20 protein-coding genes are annotated in these 22,294 nt (G+C 63.0%); 9 read left to right on the top strand and 11 right to left on the bottom strand.

Annotation, left to right across the window (positions count from 1 at the left end; all coding sequences use genetic code 11):
* The first annotated feature begins 81 nt into the window (after positions 1–81).
* A complete protein-coding gene (locus tag ACCD05_RS24490; RefSeq protein ID WP_402934509.1) occupies positions 82–435 on the top strand; it encodes a DUF2147 domain-containing protein in 354 nt (117 codons plus the stop codon).
* 2 nt (positions 436–437) lie between these two features.
* Here ACCD05_RS24490 and ACCD05_RS24485 read toward each other — a convergent pair whose 3' ends face one another.
* Positions 438–743, bottom strand: coding sequence for a hypothetical protein (locus tag ACCD05_RS24485; protein WP_018901642.1), 306 nt, complete (start codon positions 741–743; stop codon positions 438–440).
* 361 nt (positions 744–1,104) lie between these two features.
* On the opposite strand from ACCD05_RS24485, the gene ACCD05_RS24480 reads away from it, so the two are divergent.
* Complete coding sequence (locus ACCD05_RS24480) at positions 1,105–3,510, top strand: autotransporter domain-containing protein (RefSeq protein ID WP_162724655.1); 2,406 nt, start codon at positions 1,105–1,107, stop codon at positions 3,508–3,510.
* A gap of 76 nt (positions 3,511–3,586) precedes the next feature.
* On the opposite strand, the gene ACCD05_RS24475 is transcribed toward ACCD05_RS24480, so the two are convergent.
* A complete protein-coding gene (locus ACCD05_RS24475; RefSeq protein ID WP_413395919.1) occupies positions 3,587–4,963 on the bottom strand; it encodes an FRG domain-containing protein in 1,377 nt (458 codons plus the stop codon).
* A 519-nt stretch (positions 4,964–5,482) separates the two neighbouring features.
* Here ACCD05_RS24475 and ACCD05_RS24470 point away from each other — a divergent pair.
* The 5 genes from ACCD05_RS24470 (at position 5,483) to ACCD05_RS24450 (ending at position 9,843) form a co-directional block, all read left to right on the top strand.
* A complete protein-coding gene (locus ACCD05_RS24470) occupies positions 5,483–6,514 on the top strand; it encodes a Gfo/Idh/MocA family protein (RefSeq protein ID WP_112950188.1) in 1,032 nt (343 codons plus the stop codon).
* A gap of 1 nt (position 6,515) precedes the next feature.
* On the top strand, positions 6,516–7,595 hold the full coding sequence (locus tag ACCD05_RS24465; protein ID WP_111560393.1) for a Gfo/Idh/MocA family protein: 1,080 nt from the start codon (positions 6,516–6,518) through the stop codon (positions 7,593–7,595).
* Positions 7,596–7,737: 142 nt separating this feature from the next.
* Positions 7,738–8,001 (top strand): DUF2934 domain-containing protein, encoded by a 264-nt coding sequence (locus ACCD05_RS24460; RefSeq protein ID WP_111560392.1) that lies wholly within the window; start codon positions 7,738–7,740, stop codon positions 7,999–8,001.
* 179 nt (positions 8,002–8,180) lie between these two features.
* Positions 8,181–9,197, top strand: coding sequence for a diguanylate cyclase domain-containing protein (locus tag ACCD05_RS24455; protein ID WP_413395917.1), 1,017 nt, complete (start codon positions 8,181–8,183; stop codon positions 9,195–9,197).
* 115 nt (positions 9,198–9,312) lie between these two features.
* Positions 9,313–9,843, top strand: a complete 531-nt coding sequence (locus ACCD05_RS24450; RefSeq protein ID WP_112950187.1) for a hypothetical protein — start codon at positions 9,313–9,315, stop codon at positions 9,841–9,843.
* 25 nt (positions 9,844–9,868) lie between these two features.
* Here the strand turns inward: ACCD05_RS24450 and ACCD05_RS24445 are convergent, their stop codons facing one another.
* The 5 genes from ACCD05_RS24445 to ACCD05_RS24425 form a co-directional block, all read right to left on the bottom strand.
* Positions 9,869–11,347 (bottom strand): FAD-dependent oxidoreductase, encoded by a 1,479-nt coding sequence (locus ACCD05_RS24445; RefSeq protein ID WP_111560389.1) that lies wholly within the window; start codon positions 11,345–11,347, stop codon positions 9,869–9,871.
* Positions 11,348–11,448: 101 nt separating this feature from the next.
* Positions 11,449–12,303, bottom strand: a complete 855-nt coding sequence (locus tag ACCD05_RS24440; RefSeq protein WP_111560388.1) for an ABC transporter permease subunit — start codon at positions 12,301–12,303, stop codon at positions 11,449–11,451.
* Positions 12,300–13,091, bottom strand: a complete 792-nt coding sequence (locus ACCD05_RS24435) for an ABC transporter ATP-binding protein (RefSeq protein WP_111560387.1) — start codon at positions 13,089–13,091, stop codon at positions 12,300–12,302. Before ACCD05_RS24435 ends, ACCD05_RS24440 begins: the two co-directional genes overlap by 4 nt.
* 65 nt (positions 13,092–13,156) lie before the next feature.
* Entirely contained in the window at positions 13,157–14,170 is a 1,014-nt protein-coding gene (tauA, locus tag ACCD05_RS24430) for a taurine ABC transporter substrate-binding protein (protein WP_112950186.1), read from the bottom strand.
* Positions 14,171–14,347: 177 nt separating this feature from the next.
* A complete protein-coding gene (locus ACCD05_RS24425) occupies positions 14,348–14,932 on the bottom strand; it encodes a HutD family protein (RefSeq protein ID WP_111560385.1) in 585 nt (194 codons plus the stop codon).
* A 62-nt stretch (positions 14,933–14,994) separates the two neighbouring features.
* Between ACCD05_RS24425 and ACCD05_RS24420 the strand changes: the two genes are divergently transcribed.
* The gene (locus ACCD05_RS24420; RefSeq protein ID WP_181459148.1) at positions 14,995–15,204 is read left to right on the top strand and encodes a hypothetical protein; all 210 of its coding nucleotides are present in this window, start codon (positions 14,995–14,997) and stop codon (positions 15,202–15,204) included.
* 93 nt (positions 15,205–15,297) lie between these two features.
* Here ACCD05_RS24420 and hutU read toward each other — a convergent pair whose 3' ends face one another.
* The 4 genes from hutU to hutI all read right to left on the bottom strand — a co-directional run bounded on the left by hutU (position 15,298) and on the right by hutI (position 20,783).
* Positions 15,298–16,983, bottom strand: a complete 1,686-nt coding sequence (gene hutU / locus ACCD05_RS24415) for a urocanate hydratase (RefSeq protein ID WP_111560384.1) — start codon at positions 16,981–16,983, stop codon at positions 15,298–15,300.
* A 2-nt stretch (positions 16,984–16,985) separates the two neighbouring features.
* Positions 16,986–17,795, bottom strand: coding sequence for an N-formylglutamate deformylase (gene hutG, locus ACCD05_RS24410; protein ID WP_111560383.1), 810 nt, complete (start codon positions 17,793–17,795; stop codon positions 16,986–16,988).
* A gap of 193 nt (positions 17,796–17,988) precedes the next feature.
* A complete protein-coding gene (gene hutH / locus ACCD05_RS24405) occupies positions 17,989–19,524 on the bottom strand; it encodes a histidine ammonia-lyase (protein ID WP_111560382.1) in 1,536 nt (511 codons plus the stop codon).
* Complete coding sequence (hutI, locus tag ACCD05_RS24400) at positions 19,521–20,783, bottom strand: imidazolonepropionase (RefSeq protein WP_112950185.1); 1,263 nt, start codon at positions 20,781–20,783, stop codon at positions 19,521–19,523. The genes hutH and hutI overlap by 4 nt, the downstream gene beginning before the upstream one ends.
* Before the next feature lie 122 nt (positions 20,784–20,905).
* On the opposite strand from hutI, the gene ACCD05_RS24395 reads away from it, so the two are divergent.
* Positions 20,906–22,267, top strand: a complete 1,362-nt coding sequence (locus tag ACCD05_RS24395) for a formimidoylglutamate deiminase (protein ID WP_413395912.1) — start codon at positions 20,906–20,908, stop codon at positions 22,265–22,267.
* The last annotated feature ends 27 nt before the right edge of the window (positions 22,268–22,294 follow it).

Here is a 22,294-nt window from a genome sequence, read left to right as displayed (position 1 = left end):
CGGTCAAAACACAACCAGAACCCAAGGAAACGCCGCCAACGCTGGTGTTTTATCCCTTGTGTTCTTTCATTGGAGCATCCCATGAAACCGCTCTTTTCAATCGCAGCGCCCCTGGCGCTCGTGACGCAGCTGGCGTTGACGCCGATGGCCTTGGCGCAGGAGCCGGTGGTTGGCGTCTGGAAGACGCAGGTCGGGACGACGGCGACGATTTCGGAATGCGGCAACGGCTATTGCATCACTATGAAGACTGGCGATCATGCCGGCCAGAAGATCGGCACGTTTACCGGCGAGAACGGCAATTTCACCGGCACGATCATCGAACCCGACAGCAAGAAGACGTTCGATGGCGTGCTGACCGTCTCCGGCGACACGGTGAAGATGCGCGGCTGCACGATGAAGGTCATCTGCCGTTCGCTGATCTGGACGCGCCTCTAAAATTAGCGGCGCAGTCCCTCGATGACTGCCTGATATTCGTGCGCAAGCGAGATTGCCGCTTTTGCAACCACGGGGTTGATCGAATTCCGGTCAATCGCCTTTGAGCATGTCTCGAACAGTCCGCGCAGCTCGCATTCGATCTCGGACAGTTCGGGATATTGCTGCACAAGCACGTGCGGAAGCAGTTTTGCTTTCGTTTTCATGGATTTGGAACCGATCCATATATCCGGCGACGCAATCGTCGCGTTCAGGATGGCGGTCTCAAGCTGTCCGGTGGCACTCACGATGTCAGTGACCAAAGCCGTCATTCTTCCCTCCAAGCAAAGGAACCCGAAGATGATGATGCATATCTCGTGCCAAGCGCCATTTGTCGGTCGGCCCGTGCCGGCCGGATGAAATCTTTTTCGATAGGCCCGCGTGCCGGCCATCGAAATTTACCATCACGATAAATTGGCATTCCCGAATCGAGATTTCTGCCTCTATCCATTAGACAATTAGAAAATACTTTTTTACCTTGTGATTCTGGGCAGAGGGGACACGTCCATTATCAATCGTTGGCGCTTATTTCGTCATCGCAAGACCGGCCACCGCGAGCATATCGCCGGGGCGCCGCCTCTCCATTGTCTCCAAATTCCGCTGGCACTCCTGCTCTGCACCGCCGCCTTCGCTGTGCCGGTCCATTCGCAAGCACAAGAGCGCGTCCCGTACGACGTTGCACCGGGCACCACGATTTCGGGTGGGGCAGGGGGCGCGGGCGGTGCGGCTTCAGGCTCGCCGGGATCCACCGGCGGCGCCGGCGGTGCGGGCGGCCCTGGGTTCCTCGCAACTGTCCCGACCGCGATCACGATCGGCACAGGCGCGACGGTCACGGGCGGCGCTGGCGGAGCCGGTGGATCGGGCGGTGCTTCTGGCACGCCTGGGGCGGCGGGCGCGGGTGGCGTCGGCATTATCGGCCGCGACCTTTCGATCATCAACGGTGGCGCGATCAGTGGCGGCTTGAGCGGTGACGGCGCCACGCGCGCGGACGGGTTGCAGACCGGCGGCTCGACCTTTCTCGGATTTTCGACCGGCGCGACGCTGCTTGGCGGCATACTGATTTCAGACGGCGAACTGGCCGTCGGCGCAAGCAACACGACCATATCGGGCGCGATCAGGGGCGGCGGCGCGCTGACGCTGCAAAGCGGCCTGCTCACCCTTGGCGGAGCAAACAGCTACACCGGAGATACGACGATCAAATCCGCCGCCACCTTGCAGGCGGGTGCGGACAATGTGCTGTCGCCGACGAGCGGCTTTGTCGTAAACGGCAGCCTCGACCTCCTGGGACATGTGGCGACGATCGGCTCCCTCGCGGGTTCCGGAGACGTTGGAACGTCGGGCGGTGCGGCGACGCTGACCATCGATACGGCGGCGTGGCGGCAAGTCGCGTTTATGGGCAGCTTCTCCGCCGGTCCGCTCGGTATCGTCAAGACCGGCGCCGGGACACAGGTCTTTTCGGGAACGGCAGCCTACACCGGTGCGACAATCGTCAATGGCGGTACTCTCGCCATCAACGGCATGGACCTGTCGAGTTCCAGTTCGCTCACCGTGAATTCCAGCGGCACGATCGCCGGCTATGACAGCACCTTGCCGTCGACGACGGTAAACGCGGGCGGCTTCATCTCGCCCGGCAGCACCGGCCACGATATCGGCGTGCTCTCCATCGCGGGCAATCTGCTGCTGGCGCCCGGCGCGACCTATCGCGCGGACATCGGTTATGCGGGCCTTGTGGGGACGAGCGATCTTCTCGATGTCACGGGCGTGGCGACGATCGGCGGCTCGTCGCTCAATCTCGTCGGCTCGTTCTTTCGCCCCGCCCGCTACACGTTGATCACGGCCACCGGCGGCGTCAGCGGTCTCTTCGCCAACACGCCGCAGCAGCTCCCGCTGGCTGACCTCGCCTTCGCCTACGATGCGTCCAGCGGATATCTCGACGTGACCTATAACGGCCAGCCCATAACATCCGCCATCGCGGCGCGGAGCTTCGCGCGGATCGGCACGGGAACCGGCGTGCAGTCATTGGGCTCGGGCAATGCTGTTTTCGACGCCATCGTGGGGCAGGTCTCGACGACTGCCATCGACACGGCCCTCGATCAGCTCTCCGGCCAGAGCTACGCATCCATCCGCTCCTCAATGATCGACGATAGCCGCTTCATCAGAGATACGATCAACGACCGTCTTTATGGAACCGCTCAGACGGCGCGGGCCCAAGAGGCCGCAAACGGCTTCTGGCTTCAAGGCGTGGGATCATGGGCCACCCGCGACGCAACCTCGGAAGCATCCGCTCTCGACCGCTCCATCGGCGGCTTCTTCCTCGGCGGCGATGGTGAAATGAGCGATACCGTCAGGATCGGCCTCGCCGGCGGCTATAGCAGATCGTCTTTCGACGATGACGGTCGCAATGCCCGCGCGAACAGTGACGACTGGTACATCGCGGCCTATGCCGGAGCGGACTTCGGCCAGGTCAGGGTCAGAGGCGGCCTTGCCTACACCTGGCACGACCTCGATACGAAACGTGATGTCGTCTTCCCCGGGTTCAACGAAAGGCTCTCGGCCGATTATTCGGCGGCCACCGCCCAGATCTTCGGCGAGGCCGGATACGCGATAGACCTCGGTCAGGCAACGCTCGAACCATTCGCCGGCGCCGCCTATGTCAACGTGCGCTCCAATGGCTTCACTGAAACCGGCGGGGATGCCGCACTCCAGGTGGATGATGGCAACGACAATGTCGGACTCACCACCTTGGGCCTACGAACCACCTCCGCCTTTTCCATCGAGGACGTTACGGTCGAAGCCAGAGGAATGATCGGCTGGCGCTATGCCTTCGGCGATCTCGCGCCGGTCGACGTCGTCGCCTTTTCCGGCGGCTCGTCCTTCGGCGTGACCGGGCTCACAGCAACCAGGAACGCGGCGCTCATCGAGCTCGGCTTCGATGCCCTGATCTCGGACAATGCGAGACTCGGCCTGTCATACAATGCGGCTTTGTCGCGTGATGTCGTCGATCAGGGTGTGAATGCGCGACTGATGGTGACGTTCTGATAATCTGAGAGTTCCGCTCCCGCATGCCCTCTCTCAAAGATCGACATAGCCCACCCTCCGACGCTGATCGGATGGTTTATCCGAGGAGCTCGTATTGTTTCGCAATCTCAGCAGTGGTCTTTTCGAGGCCAGGGTAGATTGTGCTCGACTTGATGTTTAGCTTGGCCAACTGCTCGAGGATCGACTGCTTGTTTCTCACCGTGACGCGCCTGATGTTAAGCCCGCTGTGCCCGGTCTCAGGAAGGACAGCGTCTTTACCAAAGATGAGAAAGGCGCCTGATTGCGACATGATACGCTCATGTGTGCTTCGGGCGCGAACGAATTGAATGCTCTCCAGATCGCTCGGCACTATGCGGGCCTCGAAATACGGCTTCTCACGTCTGATGAAGTGCAGCAGCCTCCCGCACTCAGGTAGTCGGTTGAACGCCTTGTGGGGCCGGCTGGTGTCCAAGCGCTCTTTCGCCTGCTCCTCGAGCATAGCGAGGTTTGCGATGCAGCTAACAGTGTCGGACTCGAAGAAGCGAACTTGCTCCTTTGGCGTCGTTAGGATGATGACCTCCCCGTCTATTTCGTGATTGGATTGGTCGAATTTGGCCGTGGAGCAGCAAAAATAGAGCCCCACGAGCGGATTCGACGTCACGTCGAGCAGTCGTGTTGGCAGTCCAAAATGCTGCATACGCACAAGTCGATCCAGCATATACGCGTCACTGCTGAACGCAGAGGACTGGGCACTCAAGAGTTCCAGTATCATGCGCGCTTCGTTCTGAAGATATTTATACTCGCCCGAGGCCGTCTTCCGATAGAGGGATGGCTCGAGCTTGTAGCGTGAGTCCGAGTGGCCCCGATAGAAAACTTCGTGATCAGGAGGCACTTGCAACGTCATCACGACCTGCATGAACTGTTCAAGGTTCTCGACAACGGTGGATGCTGGCCTTGGCTCCACTGGCAACGGTGGAGCTGGATTCAACGGCACTGCGAGGCTCGGCGCCGGGGCAGGCCAATCTTCATTTTCAGTCAGAAGATCGGCTGCCCGCAGCGCGCCGACAACATCATGGCTCTTGACTGCCCAATGGCTTCGATGGATCTCAAGCTTTCCCATCCCGAAGGCGTTCTCGAACGGCTTGAGATCGGGAACTGTACGAGGACCGAAATCACGCTCAATCACGAAGGAGTACCGGATCTCGGTGCTCTCGATGGACAAGGCGAAAACCCGACCGATCTTCACCCGAACTGTTCCGCCCGGCTTCTGTCGGTCCGACTGAAGCTCGGTCATGAATACCGTTGGGAGACCTGCGAGGCGCGCCAACGAGGAAGGGACCACGGGTGTGAACTGCCCCTCTATGTCGGGGATCGTATACTCAAATAGACGCGCTAGGGGGAAGGTTGCCGTGCGGATCGCATTGAGCGGCACCTGCCAGTCGGACCCGTCGTACAACATTATGAGGTTGAACAAGGCGTCAACTCCTTTCGGGGCGGTCGTCGACCGATAACATCGGGTACGTGGGCACTATAGGCAGCATAAGGAGAACGACCATTATCTCGCAACCAACGGGCCGATGGGTTGAGGTCCCAACGCCAAATTGCCGCGCCTACAATCGCCAGTATTGCGTCTCCGCTCGAGATTGGGGAGGGCCTGCTTCTCGTAATGCAGTCGTTCTGTTGACGTTGGCAGGCATAGCATAAATTGCAAGCAATTTTGAATGCACGCGCTCTTATCTTTGGGCGGTGTGCGGCTAGCTGTCGTCAGCCGGCGTTGGACTAAAGCGTCTGGCGCGGCAATTGCGTCAGTAAATAACTATTTAGATACAAAATATCATGATTTAAAAACAATTAGATAGGTTGATTATTGGCAATCCAACCGGATCGTCCGATCTTGACAGCCTATCGCTTTCGCTGTCTGTCTTGTCACGAGGAGTGCAGTGAAGCCTGATAGATCTGGGCTTCGCGCTGCAAGTGAGGAGGACGCGTTTCTATGTTGAGATTTGCCGTTGTCGGGATCGACCATGGGCATACCTTCGATCATGTGAAGGGATTGCTCGCCGCCGGCGCCGAATTCGTCGGCTATTGCCCGAAGACATCCGTTCCCGCCATTCGCGAGATGTTCGAAAAGACCTATCCCGATGCGCCGCAGATCGACCGGGAGCAGCTGCTGGCCGATCCCTCGATCGACGTGATCTGCATCGCGGCGATCCCGGCCGACCGGGCCGATCTCGCCATCCGCGCCATGAAATCCGGCAAGGACGTGATGACGGACAAGCCCGGCGTGACGACATCGGCGCAGTTGCAGGCGGTGAAGGACACGGTGGCCGAGACGGGGCGCATCTTCTCGATCTGCTTTTCCGAACGCCACTGCGTGCGCTCCGCCGTCAAGGCCGGCAAGCTCGTCCAATCTGGCGCCATCGGCACGGTCATCCAGACGCTCGGCATGGGGCCGCACCGGCTGCAACTGCCGACCCGGCCCGACTGGTTCTTCGACCCGGAGAAATTCGGCGGCATCATCGTCGATATCGCCTCGCACCAGGTCGATCAGTTCCTGTTCTACACCGGCTCGACATCGGCCACGGTCGCCGCAAGCTCGGTCGGCAATTTCGGCATGCCCGACCGACCGGCCTTCCAGGATTTCGGCGAGGTGCTCCTGCGCTCCGACAAGGGCTCCGGCTACGTCCGCGTCGATTGGTTCACGCCCGAGGCGTTGCCGACATGGGGCGACGGTCGTCTGACGATTCTCGGGACCGAGGGCTATATCGAGCTGCGCAAGTATATCGACATCTCTGGCCGCCCCGGCAAGGATCACCTCTTCCTCGTCAACGGCAAGGAGATGACCCACATCGATTGCAGCGACGAGAAGCTCGACTATTTCGAGGCATTTTTGGCTGATGTGCGCGACCGCACCGAGACTGCGATGCCGCAGGCGCATGTCTACGAGGTCTGCCGGCTGTCGCTCGAGGCGCAGGCAAATGCGGTGAGGATCGGCCAAGGTCAAGCTCCGGTCGGAGGGCGCTGAGATGAGCAGGAAGTTTCGCGTCGGCGTGATCGGCGCCGGCATCGCCTCGCGCCACCTGTCCGGCTTCGGCTGGAACAAGGAGCTGTTCGAGGTCGTGGTTCTGTGCTCGCTCGATGCCGATCGCGGCAAGGCGCTGTGCGAGGAGTTCGGCATCGCTGAATACACGCAGGATGCCGAGGCGATGATCGCCCGCGCCGATCTCGACATCATCGACATCTGCACGCCGCCGAGTTCCCATTTCGATCTCTGCCGCAAGGCGATCGAGGCGGGCAAGCACGTGATCTGCGAGAAGCCGCTGTTCGGTTCGATCGCCGAAGTCGACGAGATGGCCGGCATCGTGGCAAAGGCCAACGGGCCGCAGCTGATGCCGATCTTCCAGTATCGCTATGGCTCCGGTCTTCAGAAGCTGAAGATGCTGATCGAGCTCGGCCTCACCGGCGAGGCGTTCCTGACGACGATCGAAACCCACTGGTGGCGCGGGCCCGATTATTACGCGGTGCCCTGGCGCGGCAAATGGGCAACCGAGCTTGGCGGCGGTCTGCTTGGCCACGCGATCCATGCTCATGACATGCTGAACTACATCCACGGCCCCTGCGCCGAGCTCTTCTCCTTCGGCGCCACATTGGTCAACCCGATCGAAGTCGAGGATACGGCAGCGCTGTCGGTGAAGATGAAGAATGGATCGCTCGCCAGCCTGTCGATGACGCTCGGCTCGCGCGAGGAGATTTCGCGCCTGCGCTTCTGCTTCCGCGATCTGGTGGCCGAAAGCATCATCGAGCCCTACACGATGGGTCGCGATCCCTGGAGCTTCAAGGCGGGCAACGAGGAGCACCAGCAGAAAGTGGATGCGGCGCTCGCCCGCTACGAGGTCAAGGAGGACGGCTATACCCGCCAGTTCGAACTCTTCCATCAGGCGCTGGTCCGCAACGAGGAGCCGCCGGTGACGCTTGCCGACGCACGCAATTCGCTGGAACTGGTCACCGCCGCCTACCACTCGCAACGCACCGGACTTCCGACATCCCTGCCGATCCTTCCCGACCACCCGCTCTACCGCTCCTGGCTACCGGAAGACGCCCGTTAGCAAGGAGAGATGATCGAGACCGAGCTTAACCGATAATATTGCGACGGGGACGATGAAAGTCGTGCCGAAGTAACGACTTGCTAAGCTCCATTTGTCAGCCTCGGATCCATTGATTTTCATAATCCGTTGTTCGAGGTCTTTCATGTTTTTGAGTAAAGACGATTGGATCAAGCAGCGCGCCTATGCGCTGTGGGAAGCGGAAGGTCGGCCCGATGGGCGCGGCGGCGAGCATTGGCAACAGGCGGCCCGCGAGTATCAGTTGCTGGAGCGGACGCGAGCCTCCGCTGATGGCAGCGACCTGATCGAGCGCTTGAAGACGATGGGCCGGATCATGCGCGAAGCGGACCGCGACGATCGGACCGAGACACCGGAAAAATCAGCTTCCTCGCGCCGTTCAGCAAGATGATTTGCCACGGCACGAAGTCGTCATTCGGCTAAGCCGCGCGTTAACGTTTCCTTAGGCACGATCATCTGTTTCCATTATAATTTAGTGGGAAAACGCTCGCTGGAGTACAACATCAACCTTTGCTGAAGAATATGCGAAGTCGAAGGCATGATCGCCTTCTTGCATGGCAGAGGCGGCGAATGTTTTCATCGATTGTACGCGAAGTCAGGTCACGGCTTACGGGACGCCTATCCGCTCGTCCTGATCGCCGCGAGATCGGCGCCGACGCGTTTTCCGCCGATAAGTCCGCCGAACTCGTCCATCTGAAGAAGCTGTTCGATCACTCGTCGCGCGCCGCCCGCATCGGCGTGTGGGAATGCAATCTCCCGGACGAGACGCTAGCATGGACCGACATGGTCTACGAGCTCTTCGATCTGCCGATCGGCCACCCGCTCAGCCGCGACGAGACTGTCAAGCTCTATACCGAGCGGTCGCGCATCGAGCTGACCATGCTGCGCGATCGGGCCATCAAGGAGCGATCCGGCTTCAGCCTCGACGCGGAGATCATCACGGCCAAGGGCAACCATCGCTGGATCCGCATCACCGCCACCGTCGAATGCGAGGGCGACCGCCCGGTCCGCATCTTCGGAATGAAGCAGGATATCACCGCCGAAAAGAAGCTCTTCGACGAGATCCGCTATCTCGCCGAGTTCGATCTCCTGACCAGCCTGCCGAACCGGGTTCAGTTCCAATCCACCTTCGAGAGGCTGTGCGCGACCGAAGCGTCCAGGCAGAGCGTGGCGCTGTTCCTCATCGATCTCGACGGTTTCAAGCAGGTCAACGACCGGCTCGGCCATCAGGCCGGAGACCAATGCCTGCGCGTGGCGGCCAATTGCCTGCGATCCGTGCTCGGCGGCGCCGAGCTTGTGGCGCGCATCGGCGGCGACGAATTCGCCGTGCTCCATCGCTGTGGGTCGAGCGACGAGGCGGCACGGATCGCGAGCTCCATCGTCAGCGCGCTTGCCGCATCCTGCGACGAGGATGGCCGCCATATCGACATCGGCGGCTCGGTCGGCGTGGCGCTCGCCGCGGGCTATCTTGCGCCAAAGGACATCTTCGCGGCCGCCGACGGCGCGCTCTACGCCGCCAAGAGCGGAGGCCGCAACCGCTTCAGCCTAGCGCATCCGTCGTTTGCGTCGCAGACCCACGCGGCTTAGGGCACGGGCAACTTTCTCCAGATTGTGTGATCAGGCGCGGCTGCTTGTCGCTTTCCACGGCATGCGCTTTTGGGCTAACAGCTTGGCATCGACATGATCCAACGAGCACCAAGACATGAGCCACATTCCGCAAATCGATTACGACACCGCTTCCGAGGAGATCCGCTCGGCCCACGACGAGGAAGTCAGGGTTCGCGGTCGGATGACCAACATGAAGCGGACGCTGCTGCATTCACCTCAGGCACATCGCATCTACGCGGAATGGTTCACGCTGCGCGCCGAGCTGGCCGCGATCAGCGACCGGCCGATCTGGATCTTCTCCCACGCGATTTCGAAGGCCTGCAAGTCGAAGATCGCCATCACCTTCTTCCGCCGCGCGCTGATCAACAACGGCTTTGATCCGGATGCTCTTGAGCTCTCCGAGGAAGAGGCGTTGCTCGACGGATTCGGCAAGGCGATCGTCGCCGATTCCAATGCCATCCCGAGCGAAATCTGGGTTGCGCTGAAGCAGCGCTACGACGCCAAGACGCTGGTCGATCTTGTCGCCTTCGCCGGCCTCATGATCGCCACCGCCGTCTTCAATAATGTCGTCGAGGTCGATTTCGATCCGGAGCTTGAGGCATTCGCCGACGGCGCCGCTCGATAGTGGAACTATCGTTTATCAAGCGATATCAATCCTGTTCGAGATCTTTCTCGACTTTTTGATCAAGTTCGCTGGCGACGAAGACCGCGTGTTCGGTGATCTGCGGCAGGCCCATCAGCTCGCCGAACGCGCCGCGCGCCAAGGGGCCCGAAATCAGCAATGTCGAATCCGGTCGCCCGTCGCCGGCAAGCGCCTCTGACGAGAGGTTGCAGGCGATGCCCAGCCCGGTCGGGTCCAGCTGCAGGTGGCCGAGATCGCGTAGCCGCGCCAGCCACGGCTGGCTGTTCAAGATACCGCCATGGGCCGGACCCGTGGTGACGACGATCGCATCGTAAACCCGCTCCAAGCGTTCACCGTTGCGCCGTCGCAGTGCGACGCCGATGTCATCGCCCTCGCGCCTAATACTCGCGACGGAGGCGGCCAGCACTTCCATGCGGCCGTTGGCGACCGCGCGGTCGAGCACCTCCTCCACCTGCGGCGCGATGCGGAAACGGTGCACGTCCCAGAAGGGGCGAAGGTGGCGGACGATGCGGCGGCGCTCCGACACAGGCAGCCGCCGCCAGATCGCATGCCCGTGACCGCGCACCTGATCCAGCACCGCATGCCATGTGAGCCCCGCTTGCTCGGCCTCGCGGATGGTGCGGCGCACGAGGCGCAAGAGCTGCGTGGCGCTTTCGACCGGCACCGTCTCGAACGCACCAAACGGATCCTGCGCGACCGCCGGATGGCCGCGCGATCTCAAGCCTCGCCGTGAGATCGACGTCACCGGGCCGCGATGTCCCGTGATCTCTAGCGACGCCACCACATCGGCGGCCGTCAGCCCGTTGCCGACGACGAGGAGGCGATCATCTGGGTCGATGGCATCAAGCGCGCCCGGCACGGTGGAATCGGCGACGAATTTTGGGTGACCGGCAAGCGCCACCAACGCTGAAGGTGGGGAGGGCGAGGGGTGGCTTGTCGCGATGACGAGATAATCGGCAAAGGTCTGGCCACCCTGGCTATCGGAAATCCGCCAGAAGGCGCCGTCGCGCTCGACATCGGTCACAACCGCCCGCCGGTGCCTGACGGCGCCGGTCTCGACCAGCGGCCGCAAGGCTGATGCAACGTATCGGCCGAACAGCTCACGGCGCGGAAAGATCACCCCATCCGCGCGGCGTGCGGCGGGGTCGTCGGCGATGGCATCGTTGAGCTCGATCCATTCGAGGAAGTCTCCGGGATGCTCCGGCAGAAGGCTCATTCTGGCTGCCGGTACATTGATGCGGTGCGCGGGGTCATTGGTGTCGTAGGCGAGGCCACGGCCAAGCTCGGCGCGCGGCTCGAAGACGGTGACGGCAGGCGGCCGATCCCGCCCCGCGAGCGCCAGGTGATAGGCAACACCCGCGCCCGAAATGCCGCCACCGATAATCGCGACCAGCGGCCGGCGGCGCGTGCCGCTCAGCTGCGCCGGGGAGGGGAAGGTATCGTCGACATTCACGATCTGCGGTCCATTCGGTCTGTTCTGCGGCATCGCAATCTAGGCATCGGCCCGCCGCCTGGCAACGGCGGTCGAACCTTGCTCACGGGTAGAGTAGCCGATCCCTGCAAATGGGGGATGAACTGTCGCGATCGCTAGCTCTTCCCCTTCCATGGCACCAGCACGGCTTCCAGGATGCGGATTGCGGCGCTGAAGGAGAAGGCGCAGGCGGCGATGATGCCGATGCCGACGAAGACCACGTCGGTCGCCAGAAACTGCGACGCCGACATGATCATGTAGCCGATCCCTCGGGTGGAGGCGATCAGCTCGGCTGCGACCAGCGTGCCCCAGCCGATGCCGAGCGCGATCCTCAGCCCCGTCAGGATTTCGGGCAGCGCCGAGGGCAGCACGATGCTGACGAGGGTCTGAAAGGGCCGGGCACCGAGCGAGCGTGCGGCGTTGACGCGCTCGATCGGCAGCGAGCGGACGCCGGCCTGAGCCGAAAGGCAGATCGGTGCGAACATGGCGAGCACCAAGAGCGTCACCTTCGAGGTCTCGCCGATGCCGAGCCAGATGATCATCAGCGGCAGATAGGCGAGCGGCGGCAGCGGCCAGTAGAATTCGATCGGCGTATCGAGCACGCCCTTGATCCAGCGGTTCAACCCCATCAGCAAGCCGACTGGAATGCCCACCACGGCGGCGATGGCGGCAGCGGTGACGATGCGGAAGAGGCTTGCGGAGACATGCTCGTAGAGCGAGGCGCCGGCATAGCCGTCATTGTAGATCGCCCCCACCTGCGTCCACACCTCCTGCGGCGTCGGCAGGAAGAGATGCGGCACCAGCGCCAGTTTGGCCACGAGCCACCAGGCGGCCAGCAACACCAGCGCGGTTGCGATGCTGATCAGCACGGTCGGCTTTTCGCCGGCGCCGAAGCCCTTCATCTTGACGAGTTTCGGCTGGTCGGCGGGCGAGCCGATGACGACGCGGCCGGTTTCGGTGAAATCGCTCATTCGGCGGCACTCCTCAGCTCTTCCGATCCATGCAGGATGTCACGGATCTCTTCACGCAGATCGGCGAATTCAGGCGATGTCTTCACCGCCCTGGCCTCACCCGTCTCGGCGAAGCGACGGACGAAATCGAGGTCGAAGCGAGCAACGATGCGGCCCGGGCGCGGCGACATCACCACGACCTGCGTGCCGAGAAACAGCGCCTCCTCGATCGAGTGGGTGATGAAGAAGATGCGCGTATGCGTTTCCTTCCAGATCGAGACCAGAAGCTCCTGCATCTGTTCGCGGGTGAGGCTGTCGAGCGCGCCGAAAGGCTCGTCCATCAGGAGCACGGCCGGTTCGGTGGCGAGCGCCCTGGCGATACCGACGCGCTGGCGCATGCCGCCGGAGAGCTCATAGGGGAAGGCGGCGGCGAAATCCTTGAGGCCGACCAGGTGCAACAGCTGTTCGGCGCGCTCGCGGCGGGCCCCTTTCGGCACGCCGGCGAATTTCAGGCCGAGGGCGACGTTGTCGATCACGGTCTTCCAGGGCAGCAGCGTGTCCTTCTGGAACACGACACCGCGATCGGCACCCGGTGATGTGACGGGTCGCCCGTCCAGGGTGATCGCGCCTTCCGACAACGGCAGGAAGCCCGCGATGGCATTGAGCAGGGTGGATTTGCCGCAGCCGGAGGCGCCTAGCGCGACGACGAAGCTGTTTTCGGGAATGGCGAGCGAGACGCGGTCGAGTGCATGAACGGTCCGGCCGTCTCGTGACTGGAAATAGACGCTCGCGTGATCGACTTTGAGCATGTCAGGTCTCTTTGAAAATGAGGACGCCGGCGCGGGGTCGCGCCAGCGTTTCCGGCGGAAACGGCTTAGTTGCTCGGATTGGCCAGCGCGTCAGCGGTGACGAAGGCTGCGTAGCTCGGCAGCACTTCGCTGACCTTGCCCTGCTCCTTCAGGAAGGTGGCGGTATCCTTGAGGATCTTGGCAGCACCAGCCTTTTCGCCGCCGCCGAGCCATGCTTCGGATGCCTGGACGTCGGGCGTCAGAAGCGTCAGGTTCTTCAGCGCCGCCGCCTGCTGTTCGGGTGTGCCGCCGAGCGCCTTGGCGAGCAGCTTGGCGTTTTCGCTATCGGCTTCCCAAGCCTTCTTGTGCTTGGCGAAGGAGGCGTAATAGGTGTTGATGACACCAGCGAAGCCCTTCAGGAATGCGGGGTTTTCATCAGCGAATTTCGAGGCCGCGACCCAGGCTGAGAAGGTCGGCGCTCCCTTGTCGGCGACATCCTTGGAGGTGACCAACACCTTGCCCTTCTTCTTCAGTTCCGTCAGCGCCGGATCCCAGACGAAGCCGCCGTCGATATCGCCGCGGTTGTAGCTGGCGACGATCTCGGGCTGCGGAATGGCGAAGACCTGCACGTCCTTCTCGCTGAGCCCGAGCGACTTGATCAGCGCCAGCAGCTGGTAGTGGTCGGTGGAGACGGGCGCTGCCGCGAGCTTCTTGCCCTTGAGGTCGTTGAGCGAGTTGATGCCCGAACCGTCGCGGACGACAAGCGCCTCGTCGATGCCCGAGATCGAGGAGAGGTAGAACGCCTTGACGGCGAGGCCGCGCGAGGTCGCCGCCGCGAACGGGCTGGAGCCGACATAGCCGACCTGCACGTCGCCCGAGGCGATCGCCGCGAAGATTTCGGCGCCGGAATTGAACTTGCGGAAATCGATGTCGTAGCCCGTCGCCTTGGCGAACTCACCATTGGCGATGGCGACCGACGACGGCAGCGCATCCGTCTGGTAGGCAACGACGACCTTCTTGTGGGCTGCCTGCGCCAGCAGTGGCGCGGCCACGGCGGCCACGCCAAGTGTAAGTCCCGCTATAATGCCCTTGATATTCATGTTTCGCCCCCGAATGCCGCGCTTGTGCGTCGGCTCAACTTGTTTCGACGGGAAAACACTACGGCGGGCCATGGTCGGCACACAGACAAAACTATCTATTTTATAGAGTATGGCGACAATATTGTTTTGCGTCTGATTTGACGGGCGGACGATTGCGGCTTGTCGGTCGTTGCCGCGTCAGACGGGATCCATGGTGATCAGGTAGCAGAGCGCCTTGCCATCCATCTCGAGCGACATGCCGGCCGCGTCCTGCAGCAGCAACGTGTCGCCTTCGCCAAGCGATGCCTGGCCGTCCGTCCAGGTGAGATCAAGCGTGCCGCGATGGCAGAACACCAGCAGCGTTCCGGCCGCGCCGCCGAATGTCACCTCGCCATCGACCACGACGCGCTCGACCCGGTGCCACAGCCCGCCGCGACGGGTCATGACGTTGAGATCGGTGATCGGCCCGGATTTGAGCGTCGCGGACACCGCGACGTCGGCGGGGAAGGCGAGGGGGGCGCTCTCCTGCGTCAACAGCAATGGCGCGCGGCCATCGATCGCAAGCGACATTCCTTCGCCGTCAAGGATCGACAAGGTCCGGTCGATGCCGGGGAAGATCGAGAACGGCCCACCGGTCGCGACCGTTGCCATGCTGATCCGCCAGTCGAACTCCGACAGTGCGGCCCCCTCCGGCGAAACCGCAATCTCCACCGTCTCCCCGCCACCGTTCTTCCACGGCATGCGGCGATAGCTGCTGGCGGTCAGGATTGTGGCGCGGGGCATGGGATCTCCGGAGGTTGCAATGGGCGGGGAGTGGAGGACACTCACGGGATTGGAGGCGAGTGATGGACATCGTCAACATGGCAAAGGACGCCCCGATCGATCAACCGGAAACGGCGCCGAAGAAGCGCCGCATTGGTTTCATGGAAGGCATGTTCACCACGCCGGATGACTTCGACACGATGATGGCCGAGGAAATCGAAGAGATGTTCCATGGCGGTGACCTCTTTCCTCCTGAAGACCCAATCAAGCCGATCGTAACAGACAAGGAATGAGCGGGGACGTTCGAGACGGCGCTGATCGTCGCCTCTCTACCATCCTTCAATATCCGGGCCTCATACCGTTCTGAGGCCCGGTGTCTCGCTCTATCAGTTCCCGAGAATTCCCGGCAGCCGCAGACCCTTCTCCTTGGCGCAATCCAGCGCGATGTCGTAGCCCGCGTCGGCGTGGCGCATGACGCCGGTGGCCGGGTCGTTCCAGAGCACGCGTTCCAGGCGCTTGGCCGCATCGTCGGAGCCGTCGGCGCAGATGACGACGCCCGAATGCTGGCTGAAGCCCATGCCGACGCCGCCGCCGTGGTGCAGCGACACCCAGGTGGCGCCGGACGCGGTGTTGAGGAGCGCGTTGAGGAGCGGCCAGTCGGACACGGCGTCCGAACCGTCCTTCATCGCTTCCGTCTCGCGGTTCGGCGAGGCGACCGAGCCCGAGTCGAGGTGGTCGCGGCCAATGACGACGGGGGCCGAGAGTTCACCGTTCTTGACCATCTCGTTGAAAGCAAGCGCCAAGCGATGACGATCGCCAAGGCCGACCCAGCAGATACGCGCCGGCAGGCCCTGGAAGGAGATGCGCTCACGCGCCATGTCGAGCCAGTTGTGCAGGTGCTTGTTGTCGGGCAACAACTCCTTCACCTTGGCGTCGGTCTTGTAGATATCCTCGGGGTCGCCCGAGAGAGCTGCCCAGCGGAACGGGCCGATGCCGCGGCAAAACAGCGGGCGAATATAGGCCGGCACGAAGCCCGGGAAGGCGAAGGCATTTTCCAGGCCCTCATCCTTGGCGACCTGGCGGATGTTGTTGCCGTAGTCGAGTGTCGGCACGCCGGCTTCCCAGAAGGCGACCATGGCTTCGACGTGCTTCTTCATCGAGGCGCGAGCGGCTGCTTCGACAGCCTTCGGATCGCTCTCGCGCTTGGCCTTGTGCTCGGCAACGGTCCAGCCGATCGGGAGATACCCGTTAAGCGGATCGTGAGCCGAGGTCTGGTCGGTGACGATATCGGGACGCGGGCCGCCGGCCTTCATACGAGCCACGAGCTCGGGGAAGATTTCGGCGGCGTTGCCGAGCAGGCCGACCGACTTGGCTTCACCCTTCGCCGTCCATTCGGCGATCATGGCAAGCGCTTCATCGAGCGATTTGGCCTTGGCGTCGACATAGCGGGTGCGCAGGCGGAAATCGATGCGGGTCTCGTCGCTTTCGACCGCAAGGCAGCAGGCGCCGGCCATGACGGCCGCCAGCGGCTGCGCGCCGCCCATGCCGCCGAGGCCACCCGTCAGGATCCATTTCCCCTTGAGGTCGCCGTAATAATGCTGGCGGCCGGCTTCGACGAAGGTCTCGTAGGTGCCCTGCACGATGCCCTGCGTGCCGATGTAAATCCACGAGCCGGCGGTCATCTGGCCGTACATGGCCAGACCCTTCTTATCCAGCTCGTTGAAATGGTCCCAGGTCGCCCAGTGCGGCACGAGGTTGGAATTGGCGATCAGGACGCGCGGCGCATCCTTGTGGGTGCGGAAGACGCCGACCGGCTTGCCGGATTGCACCAGCAGTGTCTCTTCTTCCGTCAGCGTCTTCAGCGTCGCGACGATCTGGTCGAAATCCGCCCACGTGCGGGCGGCGCGACCGATGCCGCCGTAGACCACCAGCTCGTGCGGGTTTTCGGCGACGTCGGGGTCGAGATTGTTCATCAGCATGCGCAGCGGCGCTTCGGTCATCCAGCTCTTGGCGTTGAGCTCGGGGCCAACAGGGCTTCTGACTTCGCGGATGTTGTGGCGTGGATTGTTCATGATCAGTTCCCCATTGCTTTGAGTTCGTGGGCCGCCGTTTCGATGCGGGCGAGAATAGTCTTCAGATGCGTTCTCAAGGCCGTCGCCTTCTCTTCGTCATAGGCGAAGGGCACTTGTTCAGTTTCAAGATAGGCCGATTGCGCCAGTTCCATCTGAATGGCGTGGACGCAATTCGCGGGCTGACCATAGTGCCGGGTGGTCCAGCCACCCTTAAACCGTCCGTTGACGATGCTGGTGTAGCCGGCCGCATAACCGGCGATCTCGGCCGTGACGCGCTCGAACTCCACGGCACAGGTCTTGCCCATATCGGTGCCGATATTGAAGTCCGGCAGCTTGCCTTCGAAGAGAAACGGGATGTGCGAGCGGATCGAGTGGCAATCGTAGAGGATGGCGACGCCGTGGATCGCCTTCACCCGCTCGATCTCGGCGGCAAGCGCCGCGTGATACGGCGCGTGGAAATCGCGCAGGCGTTCAGTGATATCGACCTCGTTGGGTGCGGCGCCTTCCTTCCAGATCGACAGGCCGTCGAAATCCGTGTCAGGCACGAGGCCGGTGGTGTTCTGGCCGGGGTAAAGGCTGGTTCCGGATGGGTCGCGGTTGGCGTCGATGACGTAGCGGTGGAAGGTGGCGCGTACGGTGGTCACGCCATCAAGGAGGCCGTCATAGAGATTGTGGATGTGCCAGTCGGTGTCGGCGAGGAGCTTGCCGTTGTCGTTCAGGCGGTCCCAGATGGCTGGCGGCACGTCGGTGCCGGTGTGCGGGAAGCCGAGGATGATGGGGGATGTGCCCTGGCGGGTTTCGTGGGTGGTCATCGCGAAGACCCCTCCCCAACCCCTCCCCACAAGGGGGAGGGGCTTACGGTCGAGACCTGCCTCACCGTCGCGGCATGAACCTCAGGCGCTGAGTTGAACGAGTGGGCATAACCAGCGCCACGAATTAGCCCCTCCCCCTTGTGGGGAAGGGTTGGGGAGGGGACTGAACTCCAGAACTCAATATTCATCACCATCACCCCTCCAACCCCGGCAGAATGCCCGAGGACACCGCCGCGTTGAGCGCACCCGAGGCCACCAGATCGCTCGCCGCCTGCAGATCGTCAGCCATGTAGCGGTCAACCTCCAGCGTCGGCACGACCGTGCGGATCGCGGCGATGGCGCTCGAAAGCTCAGGGCTTGTCGCGAGCGGCGAGCGGAATTCGACGCCCTGGGCCGCCGTCAGCGCCTCGATGCCGATGATCGAGAACAGGTTGTCGGTCATGGCAAGCAGGCGACGGGCGCCGTGGCAGGCCATGGAGACGTGGTCTTCCTGGTTGGCCGAGGTCGGCGTCGAGTCGACCGAGGCCGGATGCGACATCTGCTTGTTCTCCGACATCAGCGCCGCGGAGGTGACTTCCGCGATCATCAGGCCGGAGTTGAGGCCGGGCTTCTTGGCGAGGAAGGCGGGCAGGCCGTAGGAGAGGGCGGGATCGACGAGCAACGCGATGCGCCGCTGGGAGATGGCGCCGATCTCGCAGACCGCGATGGCGATCTGGTCGGCGGCGAAAGCGACCGGTTCGGCGTGGAAATTGCCGCCGGAGACGACGGAATTGTCAGACAGCACCAGCGGGTTGTCGGTGACCGCATTGGCCTCGATCTCCAGCGTTTTGGCGACCGAACGCAGCAGGTCGAGGCAGGCGCCATCCACCTGCGGCTGGCAGCGGATGCAGTAGGGATCCTGGACGCGCTCGTCGCCCTCGATATGGCTCTGGCGGATGACGGAATTGTCGAGTAGCGCCCGCAGTGCGGCGGCGGTGTCGATCTGGCCCTTGTGACCGCGTAGCGTGTGGATGTCGGGGTGGAACGGGGCGGACGAGCCCATGGCGGCATCGGTCGACATGGCGCCGGTGATCAGCGCTGCCTGGGCGGCGCGGTGGGCGCGGAAGAGGCCGGCGAGCGCCAGAGCGGTCGAGGTCTGCGTGCCGTTGATCAGCGCCAGGCCCTCCTTGGCGGCCAGCACGACGGGTGTCAGGCCAGCCTTGTCGAGCGCTGCGGCGCCGGAGAGGCGCTCGCCCCTATAGAAGGCTTCTGCCTCGCCCATCATCACGGCCGCCATATGCGCCAGCGGCGCGAGGTCGCCGGAGGCGCCGACGGAGCCCTTTTCCGGAATGACGGGGATGACGCCCTTTTCCAGCATGCCCTCGATCAGCCGCACCAGTTCCAGACGCACGCCGGATGCGCCGCGGCCGAGCGAGACAAGTTTTAGGGCCATGATCAGGCGGACGATGTTTTCAGGCAACGGCGCGCCGACGCCGCAGCAATGCGACAGGATGAGATTGCGCTGGAGCGTGGCCACATCGGCGCTGTCGATCTTGATCGAGGCGAGCTTTCCGAAGCCGGTGTTGATGCCGTAAACAGGCGCGTTGCCGGCGGCAATCTCGGCGATGCGGGCGGCGGCCTTGTTGATGCCGGCGTCGAAGGAGCGGTCGAGCACGGCGGGTTCGCCGGTCCAGTAGATCGTTTCCAGATGCTTGAGCGATACGGAGCCGGGATGGAGAGTGATGGTCAACGGTCGATCCTTTCGCCCTTGAAGACGTGTGCGTGAAGCGGGTTGAAGCCGATGCGGTAGACGAGCTCGGCGAGGCTCTCGACATCCCAGATCGCGAAATCGGCCGACTTGCCGGCTTCGAGCGTGCCGGTTTCGTCGATGAGCCCAAGGGCGCGAGCTCCTTCACGGGTAGCGCCGGCGATACATTCCTCGACGGTGAGGCCGAACAGGGTGGCCGACATGTTCATGGTCAGGAGCAGCGACGTCAGCGGTGAGGTACCGGGATTGCAATCGGTGGCGATGGCGATGTGGGCGCCGGCCTGGCGCAGCGCCTTGACCGGCGGCTTCTGCTTTTCGTTGATGGCGTAGAAGGCGCCGGGCAGGAGCACGGCGACGGTTCCGGCCGCGGCCATGACGACTGCGTCATCGGCGGTGAGGTATTCGAGATGATCGGCCGAAAGCGCCAGATAGGAGGCGGCGAAGCGGGCACCGCCGAGGTTCGAGAGCTGCTCGGCGTGGAGCTTGACCGGGAGGCCCAGTTGCTGGGCGCGATCGAAGACGCGGCGCATCTCTTCGACAGAGAAGGCGATGCCCTCGCAGAAGCCGTCGACGGCATCGACCAGGCCTTCGACATGCGCCTGCTCAAGGCCCGGCAGCACGACATCGGTGATGTAGTCGCCGTTGCGGCCTTTGTATTCGACCGGCGTGGCATGGGCGCCGAGATAGGAGGTGACGACGCGGACTGGGCGAATAGTGCCCAGCGCACGGGCGGCGCGCAGCATCTTCAGCTCGGCCTCGATGTTGAGGCCGTAACCGGACTTGATCTCGATCGTCGTCATCCCCTCGGAGAGCAGCGTGTCGAGACGCGGGAGCGAGGCGGCGACGAGGCCGTCGACCGAGAGCGCGTTGGTGGCCTTGACCGAAGAGACGATGCCGCCGCCGGCGCGGGCGACTTCCTCATAGGTGGCGCCCTCAAGGCGCATCTCGAACTCGCGGGCACGGTTGCCGCCATAAACGATGTGGGTGTGGCAATCGACGAGACCGGGTGTCACCCAGCGGCCTTCGAGATCGGAGATCTCGGCGCGCTCGATCGCCAGAACCGGCAATTCGCTTTCCGGGCCGACATAGGTCATGCGGCCGGATTCGACGACAACGGCACCTTTTTCGATGACGCCGAGGCCGGTCTTGCTCGGGTCGAGCGTTGCCAGGCGGGCGTTGCGCCATAGGTGCGGGCGGACCTCCCCCGGGGCTTGCTCGTCTGAAAAATTGTTCCCGTTCATCAGCTTTGCGCCTTTCCTTATGTCTCAACATGTATATACATAATAAACAGGTGACAAGGGAAAATTTGGGCGTATCTCTGGAAAAGAAAGAGACGCTTGCGCCAGAAGGAGAGAAATCGATCATGGCACAAACCGTTGCGACGACACTCCACGCACGAGCGGCACTTCTGCCGGAGGGCTGGCGGGAGGATGTACGGCTGACGCTTGCGGGCGGACGCATATCGCGCATCGAGGCATCGGTTCAGGCCGAACCTGCCGACGAACGCCATCATACGCTCGTCCCGGCCATGGGGAACCTTCACAGCCATGCTTTCCAGCGCGCCATGGCGGGCCTTGCGGAGGTGAGGGGCCCCGCCAACGACAGCTTCTGGAGCTGGCGCACCGTCATGTACAAGTTCGCCTTGTCGATGACACCAGAGCATGTCGAGGCCGTGGCCGCGCAGCTCTACATGGAAATGCTGGAGGCCGGTTTCTCCCGCGTCGGCGAGTTTCATTATCTGCATCATGACAGGGATGGCCGGCCTTACGCCAACATCGCGGAACTGGCCGAGCGGATTGGCGCGGCGAGTGCCACAGCCGGCATCGGGCTGACCCTGCTGCCTGTGTTCTACGCCCATTCCGGCTTCGGCGGCGCCGAGCCGATCGAGGGCCAGCGCCGGTTCATCAATTCGCTCGACAGCTTCGCGGCGCTGATGGACGGCTGCCGCACGGTGACGTCGCGGCTTGCCGGCGCCGAGCTCGGGCTGGCGCCACACAGCCTGCGGGCGGCGACGCCGGAAGAGCTCATCAAGGTGGTGCCGATGGCGGGCGATGGGCCTGTGCATATCCACGTCGCCGAGCAGGTGAAGGAGGTCGAGGATTGCACAGCCTGGTCCGGCGCCCGGCCGGTCGAGTGGCTGCTCGACAATGCAGATGTTGATGGCCGCTGGTGCCTGATCCACGCCACCCACATGACAGACGAGGAGACACGCGAAATAGCGCGGCGTGGCGCGATTGCCGGTCTCTGCCCGATCACGGAAGCCAATCTCGGCGACGGCACCTTCCCGGCGCCGCTGTTTCTGGAAGAGGGCGGGCGCTACGGCGTCGGCTCCGATTCCAACGTGCTGATCTCGCTGCCCGGCGAGCTCAGACAGCTCGAATATTCGCAGCGTCTGGCGCTGAGGGCTCGCAACGTCATCGCCGCGTCCGGCGGCTCGACGGCGCGCAGCCTCTTCGACCATGCGATCACCGGCGGCGGCGTGGCGCTGAAGGCGCCGGGCGGGCTGATCGTTGGGTATCACGCCGATATCGTCGCGCTCGATACATCAGCCGTCCCCTTTCTCGCCGGCGATCAGCTGCTCGACCACTGGATGTTTGCCGGCGGCGTCGCGGTCGATAGCGTCTGGGCGTTGGGCGAGAAGAGGGTCGAGGGTGGCCGGCATATCGGTCGCGAGGCGATCAGCCGGCGCTTCCTCAAGGCCATGAGCGAATTGCTGGCGGCCTGACGGCCTTTCCCGACAGTCTTTCCAGAC

The organism is Rhizobium sp. Rhizsp42 (genome assembly GCF_047304155.1).
Classification (GTDB): Bacteria; Pseudomonadota; Alphaproteobacteria; order Rhizobiales; family Rhizobiaceae; genus Rhizobium.
The sequence above is the reverse complement of the archived record's forward strand: the minus strand, read 5'-3'. Positions and strand labels throughout refer to the sequence as shown.